Origin of the sequence: Bradyrhizobium roseum, from assembly GCF_030413175.1 — a bacterium.
Lineage (GTDB): Bacteria > Pseudomonadota > Alphaproteobacteria > Rhizobiales > Xanthobacteraceae > Bradyrhizobium > Bradyrhizobium roseum.
The window spans coordinates 1,677,687-1,697,949 of the sequence record NZ_CP129212.1; the positions used below are offsets into that span (position 1 = coordinate 1,677,687).

General features: G+C 63.6%; 16 protein-coding genes. 11 read left to right on the forward strand and 5 right to left on the reverse strand.

Annotated features, from left to right (window positions below):
- Window positions 1–6 precede the first annotated feature (6 nt).
- Window positions 7–1,170: a LysM peptidoglycan-binding domain-containing protein gene (locus QUH67_RS07900; RefSeq protein WP_300946122.1), complete on the reverse strand. Its 1,164-nt coding sequence runs from the start codon at window positions 1,168–1,170 to the stop codon at window positions 7–9.
- 478 nt (window positions 1,171–1,648) lie between these two features.
- Between QUH67_RS07900 and QUH67_RS07905 the strand changes: the two genes are divergently transcribed.
- From QUH67_RS07905 to QUH67_RS07940, 8 genes are all read left to right on the forward strand, one after another.
- Window positions 1,649–1,804, forward strand: coding sequence for a hypothetical protein (locus tag QUH67_RS07905; protein ID WP_300946123.1), 156 nt, complete (start codon window positions 1,649–1,651; stop codon window positions 1,802–1,804).
- 12 nt (window positions 1,805–1,816) lie between these two features.
- Window positions 1,817–1,906, forward strand: coding sequence for a K(+)-transporting ATPase subunit F (locus QUH67_RS07910; RefSeq protein WP_035726361.1), 90 nt, complete (start codon window positions 1,817–1,819; stop codon window positions 1,904–1,906).
- 114 nt (window positions 1,907–2,020) lie between these two features.
- Complete coding sequence (gene kdpA / locus QUH67_RS07915) at window positions 2,021–3,724, forward strand: potassium-transporting ATPase subunit KdpA (RefSeq protein ID WP_300946124.1); 1,704 nt, start codon at window positions 2,021–2,023, stop codon at window positions 3,722–3,724.
- A 24-nt stretch (window positions 3,725–3,748) separates the two neighbouring features.
- On the forward strand, window positions 3,749–5,863 hold the full coding sequence (gene kdpB / locus QUH67_RS07920) for a potassium-transporting ATPase subunit KdpB (protein ID WP_300946125.1): 2,115 nt from the start codon (window positions 3,749–3,751) through the stop codon (window positions 5,861–5,863).
- 99 nt (window positions 5,864–5,962) lie between these two features.
- On the forward strand, window positions 5,963–6,565 hold the full coding sequence (locus tag QUH67_RS07925) for a K(+)-transporting ATPase subunit C (protein ID WP_300946126.1): 603 nt from the start codon (window positions 5,963–5,965) through the stop codon (window positions 6,563–6,565).
- Window positions 6,566–6,606: 41 nt separating this feature from the next.
- Entirely contained in the window at window positions 6,607–9,324 is a 2,718-nt protein-coding gene (locus QUH67_RS07930; protein WP_300946127.1) for a sensor histidine kinase, read from the forward strand.
- On the forward strand, window positions 9,321–10,010 hold the full coding sequence (locus QUH67_RS07935) for a response regulator (RefSeq protein ID WP_300946128.1): 690 nt from the start codon (window positions 9,321–9,323) through the stop codon (window positions 10,008–10,010). Before QUH67_RS07930 ends, QUH67_RS07935 begins: the two co-directional genes overlap by 4 nt.
- 87 nt (window positions 10,011–10,097) lie before the next feature.
- The gene (locus QUH67_RS07940) at window positions 10,098–10,703 is read left to right on the forward strand and encodes a pyridoxamine 5'-phosphate oxidase family protein (RefSeq protein WP_300946129.1); all 606 of its coding nucleotides are present in this window, start codon (window positions 10,098–10,100) and stop codon (window positions 10,701–10,703) included.
- A gap of 200 nt (window positions 10,704–10,903) precedes the next feature.
- Here the strand turns inward: QUH67_RS07940 and QUH67_RS07945 are convergent, their stop codons facing one another.
- The gene (locus tag QUH67_RS07945) at window positions 10,904–12,511 is read right to left on the reverse strand and encodes an AMP-binding protein (protein WP_300946130.1); all 1,608 of its coding nucleotides are present in this window, start codon (window positions 12,509–12,511) and stop codon (window positions 10,904–10,906) included.
- A gap of 162 nt (window positions 12,512–12,673) precedes the next feature.
- On the opposite strand from QUH67_RS07945, the gene QUH67_RS07950 reads away from it, so the two are divergent.
- Window positions 12,674–12,904, forward strand: coding sequence for a DUF6496 domain-containing protein (locus QUH67_RS07950; protein ID WP_300947968.1), 231 nt, complete (start codon window positions 12,674–12,676; stop codon window positions 12,902–12,904).
- 75 nt (window positions 12,905–12,979) lie between these two features.
- Here QUH67_RS07950 and ku read toward each other — a convergent pair whose 3' ends face one another.
- On the reverse strand, window positions 12,980–13,858 hold the full coding sequence (gene ku, locus QUH67_RS07955; protein WP_300946131.1) for a non-homologous end joining protein Ku: 879 nt from the start codon (window positions 13,856–13,858) through the stop codon (window positions 12,980–12,982).
- Window positions 13,859–13,959: 101 nt separating this feature from the next.
- Here ku and ligD point away from each other — a divergent pair, with 101 nt between their 5' ends.
- Complete coding sequence (ligD, locus tag QUH67_RS07960; protein ID WP_300946132.1) at window positions 13,960–16,605, forward strand: DNA ligase D; 2,646 nt, start codon at window positions 13,960–13,962, stop codon at window positions 16,603–16,605.
- A 224-nt stretch (window positions 16,606–16,829) separates the two neighbouring features.
- Here ligD and QUH67_RS07965 read toward each other — a convergent pair whose 3' ends face one another.
- Window positions 16,830–16,994 (reverse strand): DUF3309 family protein, encoded by a 165-nt coding sequence (locus QUH67_RS07965; RefSeq protein ID WP_300946133.1) that lies wholly within the window; start codon window positions 16,992–16,994, stop codon window positions 16,830–16,832.
- A gap of 164 nt (window positions 16,995–17,158) precedes the next feature.
- Between QUH67_RS07965 and QUH67_RS07970 the strand changes: the two genes are divergently transcribed.
- Window positions 17,159–17,470, forward strand: a complete 312-nt coding sequence (locus QUH67_RS07970; RefSeq protein ID WP_300946134.1) for a polyhydroxyalkanoic acid system family protein — start codon at window positions 17,159–17,161, stop codon at window positions 17,468–17,470.
- Between the two features lie 3 nt (window positions 17,471–17,473).
- Here the strand turns inward: QUH67_RS07970 and treY are convergent, their stop codons facing one another.
- Complete coding sequence (treY, locus tag QUH67_RS07975; RefSeq protein WP_300946135.1) at window positions 17,474–20,263, reverse strand: malto-oligosyltrehalose synthase; 2,790 nt, start codon at window positions 20,261–20,263, stop codon at window positions 17,474–17,476.

Sequence of the window (20,263 nt, forward strand, 5' to 3'; positions counted from 1 at the left end):
GCCGCCTCACTTCGCCGGAACGACGAACACCTGTCCGGGATAGATCAGGTTAGGATTGCGGATCTGCTCCTTATTGGCCTTGTAGATCACGGCGTAGCGCATGCCGGCGCCGTAGGAGGCCTGGCTGAGTCGCCAGAGGCTATCGCCGCGGGAGACCGTCGTGGTGGCGATTTTCGGCACAACCACGGTGGAGGACGGCGAACTGCTATCCGGCACGACGGTTGTCCCTGCGGCGGCGAGCTGTGTCTGTTGCGAGGCGGTGGAGTCCGGGCGCTTCGTTGGCTGCGCCGACACCGACGCGGTGATATCGGGCGCTGTGAACGGCACCTCGGCGCGGGCGCGTACCGTGCCGGAACCTGACGCCTCGTCGAGCCTGACGCGATAATTGCCCGGCGCGACCCCTTCATTGATGGTGACCGCAAAGCGGCCATCCGTGCCGGCCGTTACCGACGTGATGAAGCTGTCGTTGAGATAGAGCCTCAGCGCGGCGCCGGGGCGCGCCTGGCCGCTGACATGGAACTTGCCGCCCGGTTCGATCTCGACCGTTTCCACCACCACCGCGTCGGTCCCCGGTTTGGCGGCACCCGGTTGCGACAGCACGACAGTCGGCTTGTTCGGTGTCACCAGCGCCACGACCGGCTTTTCGGTCGATCTCGGCTCCAGCGCCGCCGTCACCCGCTGCCTGGACGTGTTCACTTTGCCATCGGGCGCTTTCGAGCGCAGCGTCAGGTCATAGGTACCCGGTGGAAGCTTGGGCGGCACGATGACGAATTGTCCGGATTGATCCGCGACCGCGCGATCGTGCACTTCGCCGTCGCGCAGCAGTTCTACCGTTGCGCCCGGCGTTGCCCGGCCGGCGACGACGGTCTCGCCGGTCGGCTCGATTCTGGCAACGTCGAATGTCGGTATCCCGTCGTTGCTCTCCGGCGCCGGAGGCGATCCGATCAGCGCGTCGACGACGGACTTTGTTTCCGACTGCACCTTGGCGAGCGGGGCCGGGCTCTGCTCACGCGCCTCCGATGCGGACTTTGACATCGCCGGCGATGTCGTTTCCGCGCCGGTGTCGACTGCCGGGCGGCGCCCGTACTGGATGGCGAGCGCGAGCGCCACGCCACAGGCAAGGAACACCAGGAAGGGGACGATAGAGCGGTTCGCCGATATGGCAGTCATGATACCTATCCATCTGACGGATCGTCGGCTCCGATCCCTTCGTTCCGGCGCGGGGTGGGTACCCGATTTGCGTCCAGAAAGCTCGTCAGCCCGCGGTCGGCCAGCGCACCAGAATCGGCAATAAAAGGCGTTTACACGAACAAGGCCGTTCCGGCCACCGCGAAGTAGCCGCGTTAACCCTGTTGTTCCGGCATATTCGCGCGCCCGGCGCCCCTCGTTGGCGGCACGGAAAGGCGAAATTCTCGCTGCACAGCTGCTCGTAGAGGGCGCTCCCGCGCCGCAGTGCATCACGCGCGCTTGTCCGTTGCCACGACATGCTGACGTCCCTGGCCTCGACGAACGCGCTCAGGATTGCCAGCGCCACGCCGGCGTGGCGGGTCTCGATCGGCTGATCCAGCCAATGCGGAACGACCGAGGCGGCCTTTATGAGATTCCTATAACGTCGCCATGGCTCCCGCCTCGAAAACCTATGCGCCCGGTGGCACTTCAGCCCGGCAAAACGCGAAAGCCGTCCATCGGCTCGCGGGCCACGACGCACAGGAACATACCCATGCTGGACATTCTCATGCTGGCGCTCGCCTTCGGCTTCTTCGTCGCAGGCATCGGCTACGCCTACGCCTGTGAACGGCTGTAACGGAGCAGGACCATGATCTTCGACTACTCACTCGCCGGCCTCGTATCGCTCGGCCTGCTGCTCTACCTGACCTACGCCCTGCTGCGGCCGGAGCGCTTTTGAGCCCGCCATGATGACGCTGGCGGAAGTCGTTCTCGCGTTTGTCGTCACCTCGGCGCTGCTGATTGCGCTTGTTCACCTGCTGCTGCCTGCCAAGAAGAAAAAGGGCTATCGACCATGACCGTCATCGGATGGATTCAAATTCTCCTGTACTGCGCCATTGTCGTCGCGCTGGTGAAACCGCTCGGCTGGTACATGACCCGGGTGTTCAGCGGCGAGGCGACCTTTCTCTCTCCGGTCTTGCGACCGGTGGAGCGCGGGCTCTATTGGGTCGGCGGCGTCGACGAGAAGCGCGAGCAACATTGGCTGACCTACACGGTCGCCATGCTGCTGTTCCATGTCGGCGGCTTCCTCGTCATCTATGGCTTGATGAGGCTGCAGGCCGCGCTGCCGCTCAATCCCGCCGATCAGTCGGCGGTCGCGCCGGATCTTTCGTTCAACACGGCGATCTCGTTCCTCACCAATACCAACTGGCAGAACTACGGCGGCGAGAGCACGCTGTCATACCTGACGCAGATGGTCGGGCTGACGCACCAGAACTTTCTCTCGGCGGCGACGGGCATTGCGCTGGCGGTGGCGCTGATCCGCGGCTTCTCCCGCTCCTCGATGCGCACCATCGGCAATTTCTGGGTCGATGTGACGCGCTGCACGCTTTATGTCCTGCTGCCGATCTGCATCATTTATTCGCTGTTCCTGGTCTGGCAGGGCATGCCGCAGACGCTTGGCGCCTATGTCGAGGCCACCACGCTGGAAGGCGCGAAGCAGACCATTGCGGTCGGACCCGTGGCCTCGCAGGTCGCCATCAAGATGCTGGGCACCAATGGCGGCGGCTTCTTCAATGCCAATGCGGCGCATCCCTTCGAAAATCCCACCGCGCTGTCGAACTTCGTGCAGATGATCTCGATCTTCGCGCTCGGCGCGGCGATGACCAATGTGTTCGGCCGCATGGTCGGCGACCAGCGGCAGGGCTGGGCGATCCTTGCCGTGATGGGCGTGCTGTTCCTGTCGGGCATCGGGATCACCTATTGGGCCGAAACCAATGGCACCTCGATGCTGACGAGCCTCGGGCTGACCGGCGGCAACATGGAGGGCAAGGAAGTCCGCTTCGGCATCGTCGCCTCCAGCCTGTTTGCGGTCATCACCACGGCCGCGTCCTGCGGCGCGGTCAATGCGATGCACGACTCATTCACCGCGCTCGGCGGCATGATTCCGCTGATCAACATGCAGCTCGGCGAGATCATCGTGGGCGGCGTCGGCGCCGGGCTCTATGGCATGCTGCTGTTCGTCGTGCTGGCGATCTTCGTTGCCGGCCTGATGGTCGGCCGCACGCCGGAATATGTCGGCAAGAAGATCGAGGCCCGCGAGGTCAAGATGGCGATGCTCGCGATCCTGGTGCTGCCGCTGATGTATCTCGGCTGGACCGCGGTCGCCGTGGTGCTGCCCTCGGCGGTGACGTCGATGGCCAATGCCGGCCCGCATGGTTTCACCGAGGTGCTGTATGCCTTCACCTCGGCGACCGGCAACAACGGCTCGGCCTTCGGCGGTCTGACCGGCAACACCTTTTTCTACAATCTGACGCTCGCCAGTTCGATGTTCGTCGGCCGCTTCTTCATGATCGTGCCGGCGATGGCGCTGGCGGGCTCGCTCGCCGCCAAGAAATCGATCCCGCCATCGGCCGGCACGCTGCCGACCACCGGCGGCCTGTTCGTCGGCCTCGTCGTCGGCGTGATCCTGATCATCGGCGGGCTTACCTTCTTTCCGGCGCTGGCGCTTGGGCCGATCGTCGAGCACCTCGCGATGAATGCCAACACCCTGTTTTGATCGAAGCCACCAGGAGCGACCTCCATGGAAACCATGAAACTGCAGAAAAAGACCACGGCTTCGGCGATGCTCGATCCCAAGATCGTCGTGCCCGCGATCCGCGCGGCATTCGTAAAACTCGATCCGCGGCTGATGATCAAGAACCCCGTGATGTTCGTGGTCGAGATCGTTGCCGCGCTCACCACCGTGATCTTCCTGCGCAACGTCGTGACAGGCGGCGAGGGGCTCGCCTTCACCTTTCAGATCATCCTGTGGCTGTGGTTCACGGTGCTGTTCGCCAATTTTGCGGAAGCCGTCGCCGAGGGCCGCGGCAAGGCGCAGGCCGAGTCGCTGAAGAAGACCCGCACCGAGAGCCAGGCCAAGCTGCTCACCGGTGCGGACAAGACCTATCGTCTCGTGCCCGGCACCGCGCTCAAGGTCGGCGACGTTGTTCTGGTCGAGGCCGGCGACACCATCCCGTCCGACGGCGAGGTGATCGAGGGCGTCGCCTCCGTCAACGAGGCCGCGATCACGGGCGAATCCGCGCCGGTGATTCGCGAATCCGGCGGTGACCGCTCGGCGGTGACCGGCGGCACGCAGGTGCTGTCCGACTGGATTCGTGTCCGCATCACCGCGGCGCAGGGCTCGACCTTCATCGACCGCATGATCCGCCTGGTGGAGGGCGCTGAGCGGCAGAAGACGCCGAACGAGATCGCGCTCAACATCCTGCTCGCCGGCCTCACCATCATCTTCGTGTTCGCTACCGTCACCATCCCGAGCTACGCGGCCTATGCCGGCGGCTCGATTTCGGTGGTGGTGCTGGTGGCGCTGTTCGTGACCCTGATCCCGACCACCATCGGGGCGCTGTTGTCCGCGATCGGCATAGCCGGCATGGACCGCCTGGTGCGCTTCAATGTGCTGGCGATGTCGGGCCGCGCGGTCGAGGCAGCAGGTGACGTCGATACACTGCTGCTGGACAAGACCGGCACCATCACGCTCGGCAACCGCCAGGCCACGGCGTTCCGCCCCGTGCGCGGCGTCACCGAGCAGGAACTGGCCGACGCGGCGCAACTGGCATCACTGGCGGACGAAACGCCGGAAGGCCGCTCGATCGTGGTACTCGCCAAGGAACAATACGGCATCCGCGGCCGCGACATGAAGGAGCTTTCGGCGACCTTCGTGCCCTTCACGGCGCAAACCCGCATGAGCGGTGTCGACGCCGGATCCGCTTCGGTCCGCAAGGGTGCGGTGGATGCCATCCTGAACTATATCGGCGGCGCGACCGCCCAGACCATGGCCAGCGGCCACGCGGTTCGCGCCCTGCAGCCGGCCGTCGATTCGGATGCGGCCCGCGAACTGCGGAGCATCGCGGACGACATCGCCAAGCAGGGCGGCACGCCGCTCGCAGTGGCGAAGGATGGCCGCCTGCTGGGCGTCATCCACCTCAAGGATATCGTCAAGGGCGGCATCCGCGAGCGTTTTGCCGAGCTGCGCCGCATGGGCATCCGCACCGTGATGATCACCGGCGACAATCCGATGACGGCAGCCGCCATCGCGGCCGAGGCGGGGGTCGACGATTTCCTGGCGCAGGCAACCCCGGAAGACAAGCTGAAGCTGATCCGCGACGAGCAGGCAAAAGGCAAGCTGGTGGCGATGTGCGGCGACGGCACCAACGACGCGCCCGCGCTGGCGCAGGCCGATGTCGGCGTCGCCATGAATACCGGCACGCAGGCGGCGCGCGAGGCCGGCAACATGGTTGACCTCGATTCCAACCCGACCAAGCTGATCGAGGTCGTTGAAATCGGCAAGCAGCTGCTGATGACGCGCGGCGCGTTGACCACGTTCTCGATCGCCAACGACGTCGCCAAATACTTCGCGATCATCCCGGCGATGTTCCTGGCGTTCTATCCTCAGCTCGAAGTGCTCAACGTCATGCAGCTCGCCAGCCCGCAAAGCGCGATCCTGTCGGCGATCATCTTCAACGCGCTCATCATCATCGCGCTGATCCCGCTGGCGCTGAAAGGCGTCGCGTACCGCGCCGTCGGCGCCGGCGCGCTGTTGCGCCGTAACCTTTTGATCTACGGCCTCGGCGGCATCATCATTCCCTTCATCGGCATCAAGGCCATCGACCTCGTCGTCGCTGCCTTGCACCTGGCCTAACTCTCACCGTCATTGCGAAGAGCGAAGCGACGAAGCAATCCATCTATCCACGTTGCTTTGCTCCGCTGGCAATGACGAAGAAACTCACGGAGAACGACAATGCTCAGAGAAATCCGTCCCGCTATCCTCATCCTTCTCCTCCTCACCGCCATCACCGGCCTGGCCTATCCACTCGCCATGACGGCGATCGCCGGCGCGATCTTTCCCAAGCAGGCGCAAGGCAGCCTGATCGAGAAGGACGGCAAGGTGATCGGTTCCGCCCTGATCGGACAGGAGTTCAAGACCGACAAATATTTCCACGGCCGCCCGTCGGCGACATTGGCGCCCGATCCGGCCGACGCGACCAAGACGATCCCCACGCCCTACAACGCCGCCAATTCCGGCGGCTCCAATCTCGGCCCGACCAGCAAGGCGCTGGCTGACCGGATCAAGGAAGACGTCGAGAAGCTGAAGGCCGAGAACCCGTCCGGCTCCGTGCCGGTCGACCTCGTCACCGCCTCCGGCAGCGGGCTCGATCCCAATATCTCGCCGGAGGGGGCACTGTTTCAGGTCCCCCGGGTGGCCAAGGCCCGCGACCTCCCGGAAGCCCGGGTCCGCGATCTGGTCGTGGAGCATACGCAGGGCCGCATGGCTGGCTTGCTTGGGGAGCCCCGCGTTAACGTATTGGCCTTGAATCTGGCTCTGGACGGGGCCTCGAAATGAGGGCCGCTAGGCCCAACCCGGGCTGAGGACTATATAGCCGTATGGTTCAGACCCGCCGCGATCCCGAACAGCGTCCTTCGCCGGAAGCCCTTTTGGAAGCGGCCCGGCGCGAGGACGGCCGCGCTGGAAAACTTAAGATCTTCGTCGGCGCCGCGCCCGGCGTCGGCAAGACTTACGAGATGCTGCAGAGCGCCCATGCCCGGAAGAAAGCCGGCGCCGACGTCGTGGTCGGGGTCGTCGAAACTCACGGCCGGGCGGAGACCGAAGCGCTGCTCAGCGGTCTCGAAGTGCTGCCGCGCCGGCGGCTGACCTACAGGGAGCAGACGCTCGAGGAGATGGATCTCGACGCGCTGATCGCGCGGCGGCCGCAGATCGCCCTCGTCGACGAACTCGCCCATACCAACGCGCCGGGCAGCCGTCATCCCAAGCGCTATCTCGACGTCGAGGAATTGCTGTCCCACGGCATCGACGTTTATACCGCGGTCAACATCCAGCATATCGAAAGCCTCAACGACGTGGTCGCGCAGATCACCCATGTGCGGGTGCGCGAGACCGTGCCGGACAGCGTGTTCGATCGTGCCGATGCCATCGAGCTGATCGACCTCACGCCCGACGATCTGATCCAGCGGCTGAAGGAGGGCAAGGTCTATGTCCCCAAGCAGGCTGAGCGCGCGCTGGAGCATTATTTCTCGCCCGGCAACCTGACCGCGCTGCGCGAACTGGCGCTGCGGCGCACCGCCGAGCGGGTCGACGAGCAATTGCTCACCCATATGCAGGCCAATGCGATCGATGGGCCATGGGCCGCCGGCGAGCGCTTCCTGGTCTGCGTCAGCGAAGACCCGCGCGCGGCTGGACTGGTACGCTATACCAAGCGGCTGGCCGACCGGCTGCATGCGCAGTGGACCGCCATCAGCATCGAGACGCGGCGCAGCCTGCAACTGACGGATGACCAGCGCGACCGGCTGGCCGACACCATGCGGCTCGCCGAAGCGCTCGGCGGCGAGGCGCTGACCGTCCCCGCTGTCGGGCGCCGTATTGCCGACGATCTCATCCATTTCGCCCATGCCAACAACGTGACGCAGATCATCATCGGCAAGTCGACGCGCTCGTGGTGGTTCGAACTGACGCGCGGCTCGGTCGTGCATGATCTGGTGCGGCGCGCTGGAAATATCAGCGTACATGTCATCGCCGGCGATGAAGAGGACGTGGCGAAGCCGGCGGTGCAGACCGCGGCGCGGCAGGAACAATTCAACCCGCGGCCCTACATGTTGGCGTTGCTGTTCGTCGCGATCGGCCTCGTCGTCGCCGTGCTGATCCAGCCCATGTTCGGCGGCATCGAGAATGTCGACCTGGTGTTTCTTACCGCCGTGGTCGCCGTCGCCGCGCGCTACGGCCTGTGGCCGTCGATGGTTGCGAGCGTCGCGGCGTCGCTGGGCTACAATTTCTTTTTCCTGCCGCCGGTCTACACCTTCACCATCACCGATGCGACCAATGTCGCCGCGTTCTTCTTCTTCATGCTGATCGCGCTTCTGGTCTCCAACGTCGCGGCGCGGGTCCGTTCCCAGGCCGATACGGCGATCGGCCGGGTGCGTACCACCGAGTCGCTTTACGCCTTCAGCCGCAAGCTGGCGGGCACCGCGACGCTGGATGACGTGTTGTGGGCGACCGCGTACCAGACCGCGTTGATGCTCAAGGTCCGCGTCGTGCTGTTGTTGCCGGAGGACGGCGTGCTCACGGTGAAGTCGGGCTATCCGCCGGAGGACGAGCTCGACAAGGCCGATCTCGCCGCCGCCAACTGGGCCTGGAGCAACGATCGCCCGGCCGGGCGCGGCTCAGACACGCTGCCCGGCGCAAAGCGGCTGTTCCTGCCGATGCGGACCGGACGAGGTGCGATCGGCGTCATCGGTATCGACGACGACCGGACCGGCCCATTGCTAACGCCGGATCAGCGCCGCCTGCTGGATGCGCTGGTCGATCAGGGCGCGCTGGCGATCGAGCGCGTGCTGCTGGTGGAGGACATGGACCGTGTCAAGCGTTCGGTCGAATCCGACAGGCTGCGCGGCGCGCTGCTGACCTCGATCTCGCACGACCTCAAGACTCCGTTGGCCTCGGTGCTCGGGGCAGCCAGTACCATGCGGGATCTCGAATCCGGTCTTGACGACACGCAGAAGCGCGACCTGCTTGCCACCGTGATCGACGAATCCGAGCGGCTCAACCGCTTCATTGCAAACCTGCTCGACATGACCAAGCTCGAGTCCGGCGCGATCGTGCCGAACACCGCGTTGCACGATCTCGGTGAGATCGTCGGCAGCGCGCTGCGCCGCGCCGGCAAGATTCTCATGAATCACAAGGTGTCGCTGGCGCTCGGTTCCGATCTGCCGATGCTGGAGCTCGATGCGGTATTGTTCGAACAGGTGCTGTTCAACCTGCTCGACAATGCCGCGAAATACGCGCCTGCCGGGACGACGATCTCGATCAGGGGGATGCGGGATCGGGAGTCGGTACTGCTGCAGGTCGCCGATGAGGGGCAAGGCATTCCGCAGGACGAATTGGAGAGCGTGTTCGACAAGTTCTATCGCGCTGAGAAGGGCGACCATGTTCGTCCGGGAACGGGCCTTGGTCTGGCGATCTCCCGCGGCTTTGTCGAGGCCATGCATGGCACGATCTCGGCGGCCAATCGCGCCGACCGCAGCGGGGCGGCAATAACCATCCGGCTGCCGATACCGGCCGCGAACGATGCTCTGGAGACCGCCGCATGAATGCTCCAGCCATCAAGGTCCTGGTGATCGATGACGAGCCGCCGATCCGCAAATTGTTGCGGATGGGGCTGAGCACGCAGGGTTACGACATCCTCGAAGCCTCCAACGGCAAGCTGGCGCTGGAGAAGCTCGCGGAAGGTCCAGCGCTGATCATCCTCGATCTCGGACTGCCTGATATCCAGGGCCATGAACTGCTGCGCATGATCCGCGGCCGCAACGAAACCGTGCCGATCGTGGTGCTGTCGAGCCGCGGCGACGAGGCCGGCAAGGTCCAGGCGCTCGACCTCGGCGCCGACGACTACCTGACCAAGCCTTTCGGCATGGACGAACTGTTGGCGCGGATGCGCGCCGCGCTGCGGCACCAATTGCAGGTGCAGGGCGAGCGGCCGGTGTTTCGATCGGGCGATCTCTCCGTCGACCTGGTCCGCCGCATCGTCAAGGTCGGAGAGCGCGAGGTAAAACTCTCGCCGAAGGAATATGACCTGCTGCGCGTGCTGGTGCAGTATGCCGGCAAGGTACTGACCCACCGCTTTCTCCTGAAAGAGCTATGGAACGAACTGACGGACGCGCAATATCTGCGCGTCTATGTCCGCCAGCTTCGTCAGAAGATCGAAGTCGATCCCGAGCGCCCGCAATTCGTGCTGACCGAGACGGGCATCGGTTACCGCCTGCGCGCGCCGGATTGATCGATTGAGGCGGTTATGCCCAACGATGTCGCGATGCTATGCTCATCTGTGGGGGATCTGACCGATCGCAGCGGAGGACGTACGGCCATGGCTGAGAGCATCATGTATCACGATGGGAACCGGCAATTGCAGGACCGCTTCGACAGCCGGCGGATTTCAGATCGGCTGGAAGAGAAGCTGATGCGCACGGAGTTTACCGCCGACGACAAGCAGTACATCGAAAGCCTGCCGTATTTCTTTCTCGCAACGGCGGATGCCAAGGGCAGGCCGGATTGCTCGTTCAAGGGCGGTGCGCCGGGATTTGTTCGCATCACCGGACCTTCTGAACTGGCGTTTCCCGACTATGACGGCAATGGCATGTTCAAGAGCCTCGGCAACATCGTCGCCAACGCCGAGGTCGGCTTGCTGTTCATCGCCATGCATGACAGGCCGAAACGGCTGCGGGTCAATGGCAGCGCCAGCGTGAGCGACAACGATCCGCTGCTGAAGGAAACCGTCGGCGCGCAGCTCATCGTTCGTGTTACGGCACGCGCGATCTTTCCGAACTGCCCGCGCTACATTCCGACGATGGGGATTGTCGAGCCGTCGATCTATGCACCGATTGCCGGGCAGGATGCACCCGAGCCGGCGTGGAAGGGCTTTGCGGATTTCAGAGATTGCATCCATCCGCGGCAGCCGACATTCAAGGGGTGAGCACAAGCCTGTGGCAGTCATTCCAGGGCGATGCGAAGCATCGAACCCGGAATCCATCGCGACATGACTTCAGGTGGAGAGTGGATTCCGGGTCTGCGCCAAAGGGCGCATCCCGGAATGACGGCAGGGGGCCGGCGGGGCGACGAACCCGGCGCATTCTACTTTGCATGGGGTTGTTTTCGACATTTTGTGTATGCGCCCTAGATCGCCGTCATCTCACCCTTGCTCCAGGCCTCCCGCAGCTTGAATTTCTGGATCTTGCCTGACCCCGTCAGCGGGAAGGCGTCAACCACGAACCAGTGCTTCGGCGTCTTGTGCGGGGCGAGCGAGGCGCGCATGTAGTCGATCAGTTCTTCCTTTTCGATGATGGCGCCGGGCGCCGGGCGGATGAAGGCCGCGACCTCCTCGCCCCATTTTTCGTGGGGGACGCCGATCACCGCGATCTCGCCGATCTTCGGGTGCTTGAACAACAGTTCTTCCAGTTCGCGCGGATAGATGTTCTCGCCGCCGCGGATGATCATGTCCTTGAGGCGGCCTTCCACCGTGCAATAGCCGCGCGCGTCCATCGCGCAGAGATCTCCGGTGTGCAGCCAGCCGTCGGCGTCGATCGCGGCTGATGTCGCGTCCGGCATTTCGAAGTAGCCGAGCATGATGTGATAGCCGCGGGTGCAGAACTCGCCGATGGTGCCGATCGGAACGGTCTCGCCGGTGTTGGGGTCGATGATCTTGCTTTCCATGTTAGGGAGCGGCAGGCCGATGGTGTTGGCCTTGTCTTCGACGCTGTCTGTCGTGCGGGTTTGCGCCGCGACCGGGGAGCATTCGGTCTGGCCGAACACGATCGTAAAGGGCGCGCCGAGCTTCTCCTCCAGCACCCGCACCAGGGCCGCCGGCACCGTGGAGCCGCCCGAGCAGATCGCCTTGACAGCGGAGAGATCGGTGGTCGGAAATCTGGCGTGCTCCAGCATCGCGACCAGCATGGTGGGAACGCCGAGCATCGCATTGCCGCGATAGGTCTCCAGCATTTCCAGCACCAGTCCGGGCTCGAAGGCCTCGACCAGCACCTGGGTCGCTGCCTTCGACACTGCGCCGATCACGCAGCAGACGCAGCCCCCGGTGTGAAACAGCGGCATCGTGGTGACGAAGACGTCGCCGGGATCGACACCCATGCGGTCTGCTGTATCGGCGCCGTTGTTGAGCAGCCCGCGATGGCGGAGCAGGGCGCCTTTCGGAAAACCGGTGGTGCCTGACGTGTACTGGATCATCACGGGGTCGTCGGGACTGACCGCCGGCAGCTTGATCGTTTCATCGTCACCGGCGGCGATGAATGTATCCCAGTCGTCGAAGCAGATGATTTCCCGCAACTCGGGACAGTTTTGCTTCACTGCCTGCACCGTCTCCAGCATCGGATTGCCGCGAAAGCCATTGACCACGAAGATTCCGGCCGAGCGCGATTGCTTCAGCACATATTCCACTTCCCGGGCGCGAAAGGCCGGATTTACCGTGACCAGGATCATGCCGGCCATGCCGGCGCCGAATTCGAGCATCAGCCATTCCGGCAGGTTCTGCGCCCAGACGGCAATGCGCTCGCCCGGCTTGAAGCGCGACAGCAGCGCGCGTGCGGTGCGCTGGGCTTCGCGATAGAACTGCGCGTAAGTCCATTGACGGCGCAACGCCGGGTCGGGGACGCCCGCGATCAGCGCCAGGCGCTCGGGCGCCTGCTCGGCTGCCTTGCGCAGGAGATCACCGAATGTCATCTCCCGCACCGCAGGCGTCTTCGGGCCCACGACGTGCGACATCGTCAAAGTCATCAAATCCTCCCCTCACCGGGGACGGCGCCGTGTTTGCCAGCGGTTCGATCGTCCCCGGCGGCCAAAATGCCTTTCGTGGCCGGTCAATGCAAGCGGCGCGAGGAACTTTGCATGCGACGGGTGATTACTTTTTCACCAGATGAAGAAGCCGGAGAAAGACCAATGGCACGAAAATATTCAAGGAAGGCAACTACCGATGTCAAACGCGCGATGAAGAAGCGCAAGGCCGGCACACTGAAGAGCGGCGGTTCAGGCAAGAAGGTCGCGAGCCGCAAACAGGCGATCGCGATCGGATTGTCGGAGGCGAGGGCCAAGGGAAAGAAGGTGCCGAAGAAGGCAACGAAGAAGCGAAAGGCCGCGAAGAAGAAGACGGCGAAGAAGTCGAAGCGATAGAGATGCTGTAACGACACTCTGTCGCAGGATTCCATTATGGCCGGGAAAAGCCCGGCCATAATGGAGGAGAAAAGCTCACCCCGCCTTGCGCTGCCTCGCCGTGGACCGATGCGCCTTCTTCGCCGACCGGCGCGCCGGCGCCCGCCGCGGAGCCGGAGTCCGGCGCTTTCCCGCCGACGTGCCCTTCAGGCTGGCCTTCAGCGCGTCCATCAGGTTAACGACATTGTCGGGCTTTTCCTCGGGCTCGGCGGCTTTGATCGGTTTGCCGGAAGCCTTGCGTCGTACCAGCGCCTTCAGGGCGTCCTCGTATTCGTCCTTGAATTTCGAGGGATCGAAATGTGCCGCCTTGGTCTGCAGGATGTGGCCCGCCAGCTCGACCATGTCCTTGGTGATCTTCGGGGTCTTGATGTCAGCAAAATATTCATCCTCGTCGCGCAGCTCATAAGGGTAGCGCAGGGTGGTGCCGAGCAGGCCCTTGCCAAGCGGCTCGATCGCGATGACGTGCTCGCGGTTGGTCAACACGATGCGCGCCAACGCGACGCGATCTTCGTCCTTCATGGCGTCGCGGATCACGGCGAAGGCGTCCGCGGCGGCTTTGCCATCCGGGGCGACGTAGTAGGGATTGTTGTAGTAGCGCTTGTCGATCTCGTCCCGCGGCACAAAACTGTCGATTTCGATGGTGTGGTTGCTCTCGATCTGGACGGCCTCGAGCTCCTCCTTTTCGATCTCGACATACGTTCCCTTCTTCAACTCGTAGCCGCGGCCCTTCTGCTCGGTCTCGACGATATCGCCGGTTTCAGCATCGACCATCTGTTGCTTCAGCCGGTTGCCGGTCTCCCTGTTGATCATGTGGAAGCGGGTTTTCTCGACCGTCGTCGAGGCCGGGTAGAGCACGACCGGACAGGACACGAGGGACAGTTTCAGCGTGCCTTTCCAGTAGGCGCGGGGGGCCATGGCAATCTCCGGCATGGTTGGGTTTGGGAACTCCAACGGCTAGTATGGGTTTTCGTTCCAGATACCGCCGTGTGCGCGGGTAGGGGTGGTCGGGGTTTGCCGTGGCGTTGAAGAAGCTCAGCACGTACCGGAAGAAGCGCGATTTCGGCAAGACGGCGGAGCCCTCCGGCGACGTCAAGGTGGCGCCGGCAGGGCAGCGGCGCTTCGTGATCCAGAAGCATGACGCGACCCGCCTGCATTACGACCTGCGGCTGGAGTTCGACGGCGTCTTCAAGTCCTGGGCGGTGACGCGCGGCCCTTCGCTCGATCCCCACGACAAGCGGCTCGCGGTCGAGGTCGAGGATCATCCGCTGGACTACGGCGATTTCGAAGGCATCATTCCCGACGATCAGTATGGCGGCGGCACGGTCATGCTGTGGGATCGCGGCACCTGGGAATCCGACGATCCCGAGCGCGGCTTCAAGAAGGGCGACCTGAAATTCACGCTGCACGGCGACAAGCTGCACGGCAGCTGGGTGCTGGTGCGAATGAAGGGCGATCGCTACGGCGGCAAGCGCACCAACTGGCTGCTGATCAAGCACCGCGACGAATTCGTCAAGGAAGGCGACGCCAACGACATCCTGGAAGAGGATCGCTCCGTGGCTTCGGGGCGAACCATGGCGCAGATTTCGAAAGGCAAGGGCAAGGCGCCGACGCCGTTCATGCTGGCCAGGAAGACAAAGGCCGACGCGGTCTGGCAATCCAACCGGGGTGATGCCGCGGAGGCGCGCGCAGGAAGGAAAGCCGCCGCGTTGCGCGCCGCGCCGGCGACCAAAACCCGCACCCCAGCGCGAGGCGCGAAGCCGAAGAAGGTTTCCGCGATGCCGGATTTCGTCGCGCCGCAGCTTTGCGCCTCCGTCGAGCGGCCGCCGAACTCGGACGGCTGGTGCCACGAAGTCAAGTTCGACGGCTACCGTGTGCAATTGCGGATCGAGAACGGCGATGTGGCGCTGCTCACCCGGAAAGGCCTGGACTGGGCAGAAAAATTCAGCGCGCTTGCCAGCGCCGCCAGAGCGTTGCCCGATGCGCTGATCGACGGCGAGATCGTTGCGCTGGACCATAACGGCGTGCCTAGCTTCTCGGCGCTGCAGGCGGCGATCTCGGACGGAAAGACCGGGAGCCTCATCTTCTTTGCGTTCGATCTGTTGTTCGCCAGTGGCGAGGATCTCCGCGCGCTGCCGCTGCGCGCGCGAAAGGAACGCCTGAAAGCCTTGCTCGAGCAGCATAACGGCAAGGAAACTCTGATCCGCTACGTCGATCATTTCGAGGAGCGCGGCGATACCGTGCTGGAATCGGCGAAGAAGCTCGATCTGGAAGGGATCGTGTCCAAGAAGTTGGATGCGCCCTATCGCTCGGGGCGCAGCGAGAGCTGGACCAAAGCCAAGATTCGCAACGGGCAGGAAGTCGTGCTCGGCGGCTGGAAAACCACCAACGGAAAATTCCGTTCGCTGATGGCGGGCGTGTATCGCGACGGCCATCTGGTGTTCGTCGGCCTCGTTGGCACCGGCTTCGGGCAGGACGTCGTCCGGCGTATCATGCCGGCATTGAAGGCCGTGGCGTCCGACAAGAGTCCGTTCGGCGGCAAGGATGCCCCGAGGAAGGCCCGCGACGTGCACTGGCTGAAGCCTGAACTGGTCGCCGAAGTCGAGTTCGCCGGCTGGACCGACGGCGGCAACATCCGGCAGGCTGCGTTCAAAGGGCTGCGCCAGGACAAACCGGCCAAGGAAATTCGCGCGGAGAAACCCGCCATGACCGGAATTGCAAAGCCCACCGTGCGCTCCGTCAAATCATCGGCGAACAAGTCCGCCGAGGTGATGGGCGTTTCGATCTCCAAGCCCGACAAGGCGCTGTGGCCCGACGGCGGCGATGGCGCGGCCGTCACCAAGCTCGACCTTGCGAACTATTTCGAGGCGGTCGGTGAATGGATGATCGCGCATCTCAAGGGCCGGCCGTGTTCGATCCTCCGCGCGCCCGATGGCATTGATGGTGAAAAATTCTTTCAGCGCCACGCGATGCCGGGTAGCTCCGATCTCCTCAAACTCGCCAAGGTCGCAGGCGACCGAAAGCCCTATCTGCAGATCGACCGGGTCGAGGCGTTGGCGGCGGTAGCGCAGATCGGCGGGCTGGAGCTGCATCCCTGGAATTGCGCGCCGGATGATTACGACACGCCGGGGCGACTGGTGTTCGATCTCGATCCCGCGCCGAATGTCAAATTCGCCGAAGTGGTCGAAGCGGCCAAGGAGATGCGGCAACGGCTGACGGCGTTGGGCCTCGAAAGTTTCTGCAAGACCACCGGCGGCAAGGGCCTGCACGTGGTGACGCCGCTGCGGCATGGCGCAAGGGACAAGGTCACCTGGAAGGAAGCCAAGGCCTTTGCGCAAGGCGTCTGCCAGTGGATGGCGAATGACGATCCGGACCGCTACCTGCTCAACATGTCGAAAAAGCTGCGCAAGGGAAAGATCTTCCTCGACTACCTGCGCAACGACCGGCTCGCGACGGCGGTCGCCGTGCTGTCGCCGCGGGCGCGCGAGGGCGCCACGGCCTCGATGCCGCTGACCTGGCCGCAGGTGCGCAGCGATCTCGATCCGGGCAAGTATACGATACGCACCGTGCCGGCGTTCCTGGCGAAGACGAAAGCATGGGACAGCTACGACGACGCGGCGTCGTCGATCAAGGCCGCGATGAAGAAGCTGGCGGGAAAGCTGTAACTGATATCGCGTCCGCTGCTTGCCCCACGGACGTCATACTCCGTGAAGGCGGAGTATCCAGTACGATGAGGCCTATCGGCCCAATTAGTGGCGTCTATGGAATACTGGGTCACTGGCTTTCGCGGGTGACGACGGCCATTGTACGTGTCTACCATCTTCACCGCACGAAAAAGGGTGGGCACGGCGCATGCACCGTTGCCCACCCAGCCATTTCGATACTTGGCTTACAGCTTCCCGAGCAGCAACAGCACCAGCAGGATCACGATGATCAGACCCAGACCGCCGCCGCCGTAATAGCCGGTGCCGTAGAACGGTCCGCCGCCGATGCCGCTGAAACCGCCGAGCAGGGCAATGATGAGAATGATAAGAATGATGGTCCCGAGTGACATGAATTTCTCCTCAGCCTGGTGGGCCGTGTGTTTCGTTCCGTGTGCGGCGGATCAACACAGGGGAACTGCGAAAGTTCCGTTGTGCGGTGCGATAATGCGGTGCGCTCTTCCTTTCGAAGCCTGTGTGATTACATGGAGTTGGAAGAGAGAAGAGGTTTTTGGCGATGAGCAAACCACTGGTCGTTTCGATTCCGCACAGCCTGGGACGCGAGGAAGCGATGCGACGATTGAAATCCGGGCTTTCCCGCGCTGCTTCCAGCGTGCCGGTGTTGAGCGTCGATGAAGAGCGCTGGGAGGACAGCCGGATGATCTTTCGCGTCCGCGCGATGGGCCAGGCGGCGGCCGGCCATGTCGATGTTGCCGAGGATCACGTGCAGGTCGAAGTCGTGCTGCCGTGGCTGCTCCAACGCTTTGCCGAAGCGGCGCAGGCCGCGATCCAGAACCGCGGCAAGCTGTTGCTGACCAAGAAGAGCTGAAGTCTAGGCCCGGCTGTGCTTTCGCGCCGGCTTCACGGCACCGGCGAAACTGGCTTTCAGCACGGCGACCGGCAGATGTGTCAGCAGATCGGACAGGCGCAATTGCGTGGCGTCGGCATCTGCAAAGCCTTCCACTGCATAACCGCCCACATCAAGCGTGGCTTCAAACGTCTTCGCGTCGGGCCAGTGTCTGCCGCCATTGGTCAATGGCGCAAACCAACGCGTGACCACGACGATCGCGGCCTCGCGGTCGCGTCGGCGGGCAAAAGCGACGAAGTGGTCGCCCTGTGGCCCGGTCACTTCCAACGGCTGATATTCGCCGTTCGTGAATACATCGGTCAGTTGGGTCCGCATCTTGAGCAGATGCCGGGTCCAGGCCAGCTTCAAATGCCCGCTTGGCCATTTATCGACCAGGCGTTCCCAGTCCGGGTTCTCCAGCGCCGCGAGGCGGCCGGCGCGTGCAACGAAGTCGACCTGCCGCCGGTTGTCGGGGTCGACCAGTGAAAAATCCCAAAGCTCCGTACCCTGATAGAAGTCAGGCACACCCGGCATCATCGCCTTGAGCGTGATCTGGCTGAGCGAATTCAATGCGCCCATCAGCGACAGCCGCTGCGCCAGCGTTTGCAGCGAATCCAGAAATTCACCCGAGAGCGCGGGATCGAGGATCTTTTCGATGAAGGTCTTGATACCGGTCTCATAGGCGGCGTGAGGATTGAGCCAACTCGTCTCCTCCTTGCCCTCGCGGGCCGCTTTGAGCGCATATCCCTGCATCCGTACGGGAAAATCGGCATCCTCCGGCTGCCACGCGCCAAGCAGCGCCTGATACAGCATGTATTCGAAGGTGGCCGACGGTGCGCGCAAATTTCCATCGACCGTAAGGTGCGGCGCGTTGAGCAGCTTCCATCGCGCGACCGCGCTGGTCCATTCGCCCGGCATTTCCGCCAACGCCAGGATGCGCGCCCGCGCATCCTCGCCGCGCTTGGTGTCGTGAGTCGCGGTAGCCGTCATGCCGTGCGGCCATTCGCGAGTGCGCGCTTGCATCATGCCGTGAAATTCATCCACTGGAAGCGCGCGTGCGGCCGGATCGCCGCCCACCTCATTGAGTGCCAGCAGGCGGTGGTAACGATAGAACGTGGTGTCCTCGAGCGATTTCGCCATCATCGGGCCGGTGAACTGCTGCACCTTCAGGGCAAACCGGCGAACACGCGGTGCGCTGTGGGGCGGACTTCCCGGCTTGATCAAATCCATCGTCAGCGTGTCGCGGAGAAAGTCGAAAATGCCGTCATCGGCGGCGAACCAGTCGGCGCGCGCCCGTTCGATCGTCGTCGACATCAATTCGCGATCATGGTCCGATGGACCAGACGATGTCAGGTAGGTGCGGTATACCGGGAAGTGCAGCACATAGAGTTCGAGCGCCTGCCGCAGGCTGTCGGCGGAATAATCGCGGGTAGAGTAATGCCCGCTGGCAATACGTGCGAGCAACCGCGTCAGCACGGTGAATTCGCTGGTCAGCAGCGTCTCCAGCACGCGGCGCTTGGCCTCGCGCAGGATCGGCTCGAGCTTTGGCGACTGGTTGCTGATCTGGCGCCAGATTTCGTCGAGCGGCTCCAGCCCGCGGCCGTCCGTCAGCACCTGGGTGATAACGTTCATCCACTCATAGCCGGTGGTGCCGTGAACGCCGGCAAAGGGCGTCAGCTTTTCGTGCTCGCCGAGAATCTTTTCGATCACCACGTAGAACGGCTGGCTGGGGCCGCCATGCGCATCACGAACCAGCCGGCGCAAGCGTTGGAAATACTGGACGGGATCGCGCAGACCGTCGATGTGGTCGAGCCGCAGCCCCTGCAGCTTGTCTTCCGCGATCAGCCGTTTGACCAGCCGATGGACAGCGTCGAATGTGCCGGCGTCCTCGACGCGCAGACCCGCCAGCGTATTGACGTCGAAGAACCGCCGGTAGTTGATGTCGCTGGAGGCGAGCCGCCAGTGGCCGAGCTTGTAATGCTGGCGTTCCAGCAGGTGGTGCAGCGAAAGCGTCGGCGCGGGACGATCAGCGCCCGCGCGATAGGCTTCCAGCCCACGTTCGATGATATCGGTGGCGCCGGAGATCGCCTTCAACTCGCTCTTGAAGGCAGGCGCTTCCTTGCGGCTCGGACGACGTGGGCCCTGATGCCGCGACGCAAGTGCAAGGATTTCTTTGCCGGCTGCAACGTCTTCCGCGCCGGTCTCCTTGACAATCATGCGGAGGATTTCGCCATAACGCTCCGGCGCGATCGGCAGCCGGTGCTCGAAATACCACGCCGAAAAGCTGCCTTCGGCGGCATCGTAGCGCAGCTCGATCTCGCCATTTTCCAATGCCTGGCCGTAGGACGAGCCGATGATCGGCAGCAGCACGCCGCCGCGGGCGCGGTAGGGCAATTGCTCCCAGTCGATGTCGAAGGAGGCCGCGTGCGGCGAGGCAGGGCCCCATTCCAGCACGTCGAGCCACCAGGGATTATCCGCAAAATGGACACCGACATGGTTGGGTACAAAATCCAGGATCAACCCGAGATCGTGCTGCCGCAGCGCGGCGCTCAGCCGTTCAAAGCCGTCCTCACCACCGAGCTCGGGGTTGAACTGGGCGTGGTCGATAACGTCGTAGCCATGTGCGCTGCCCTTGCGGGCGCGCATGAAAGGCGAGGCATAGAGATGGGTGATGCCGAGCGACTTCAGGTAAGGCACCACTGAAGTCGCAGCGTCAAAATCGAAATCCGCCGATAGTTGCAGGCGGTAGGTTGCGATCGGGATCGCCGGGGGCAT

What these genes read in the sequence shown, in the direction of transcription:
- kdpB (WP_300946125.1), top strand. Translation starts at nt 3,749, where the DNA reads ATGGAAACCATGAAACTGCAGAAAAAGACCACGGCTTCGGCGATGCTC.
- kdpA (WP_300946124.1), top strand. Translation starts at nt 2,021, where the DNA reads ATGACCGTCATCGGATGGATTCAAATTCTCCTGTACTGCGCCATTGTC.
- ku (WP_300946131.1), bottom strand. Translation starts at nt 13,858, where the DNA reads ATGGCCCCCCGCGCCTACTGGAAAGGCACGCTGAAACTGTCCCTCGTG.
- QUH67_RS07910 (WP_035726361.1), top strand. Translation starts at nt 1,817, where the DNA reads ATGATCTTCGACTACTCACTCGCCGGCCTCGTATCGCTCGGCCTGCTG.
- QUH67_RS07925 (WP_300946126.1), top strand. Translation starts at nt 5,963, where the DNA reads ATGCTCAGAGAAATCCGTCCCGCTATCCTCATCCTTCTCCTCCTCACC.
- QUH67_RS07935 (WP_300946128.1), top strand. Translation starts at nt 9,321, where the DNA reads ATGAATGCTCCAGCCATCAAGGTCCTGGTGATCGATGACGAGCCGCCG.
- QUH67_RS07940 (WP_300946129.1), top strand. Translation starts at nt 10,098, where the DNA reads ATGGCTGAGAGCATCATGTATCACGATGGGAACCGGCAATTGCAGGAC.
- QUH67_RS07900 (WP_300946122.1), bottom strand. Translation starts at nt 1,170, where the DNA reads ATGACTGCCATATCGGCGAACCGCTCTATCGTCCCCTTCCTGGTGTTC.
- QUH67_RS07930 (WP_300946127.1), top strand. Translation starts at nt 6,607, where the DNA reads ATGGTTCAGACCCGCCGCGATCCCGAACAGCGTCCTTCGCCGGAAGCC.
- QUH67_RS07945 (WP_300946130.1), bottom strand. Translation starts at nt 12,511, where the DNA reads ATGACTTTGACGATGTCGCACGTCGTGGGCCCGAAGACGCCTGCGGTG.
- treY (WP_300946135.1), bottom strand. Translation starts at nt 20,263, where the DNA reads ATGCCCCCGGCGATCCCGATCGCAACCTACCGCCTGCAACTATCGGCG.
- QUH67_RS07970 (WP_300946134.1), top strand. Translation starts at nt 17,159, where the DNA reads ATGAGCAAACCACTGGTCGTTTCGATTCCGCACAGCCTGGGACGCGAG.
- QUH67_RS07965 (WP_300946133.1), bottom strand. Translation starts at nt 16,994, where the DNA reads ATGTCACTCGGGACCATCATTCTTATCATTCTCATCATTGCCCTGCTC.
- QUH67_RS07950 (WP_300947968.1), top strand. Translation starts at nt 12,674, where the DNA reads ATGGCACGAAAATATTCAAGGAAGGCAACTACCGATGTCAAACGCGCG.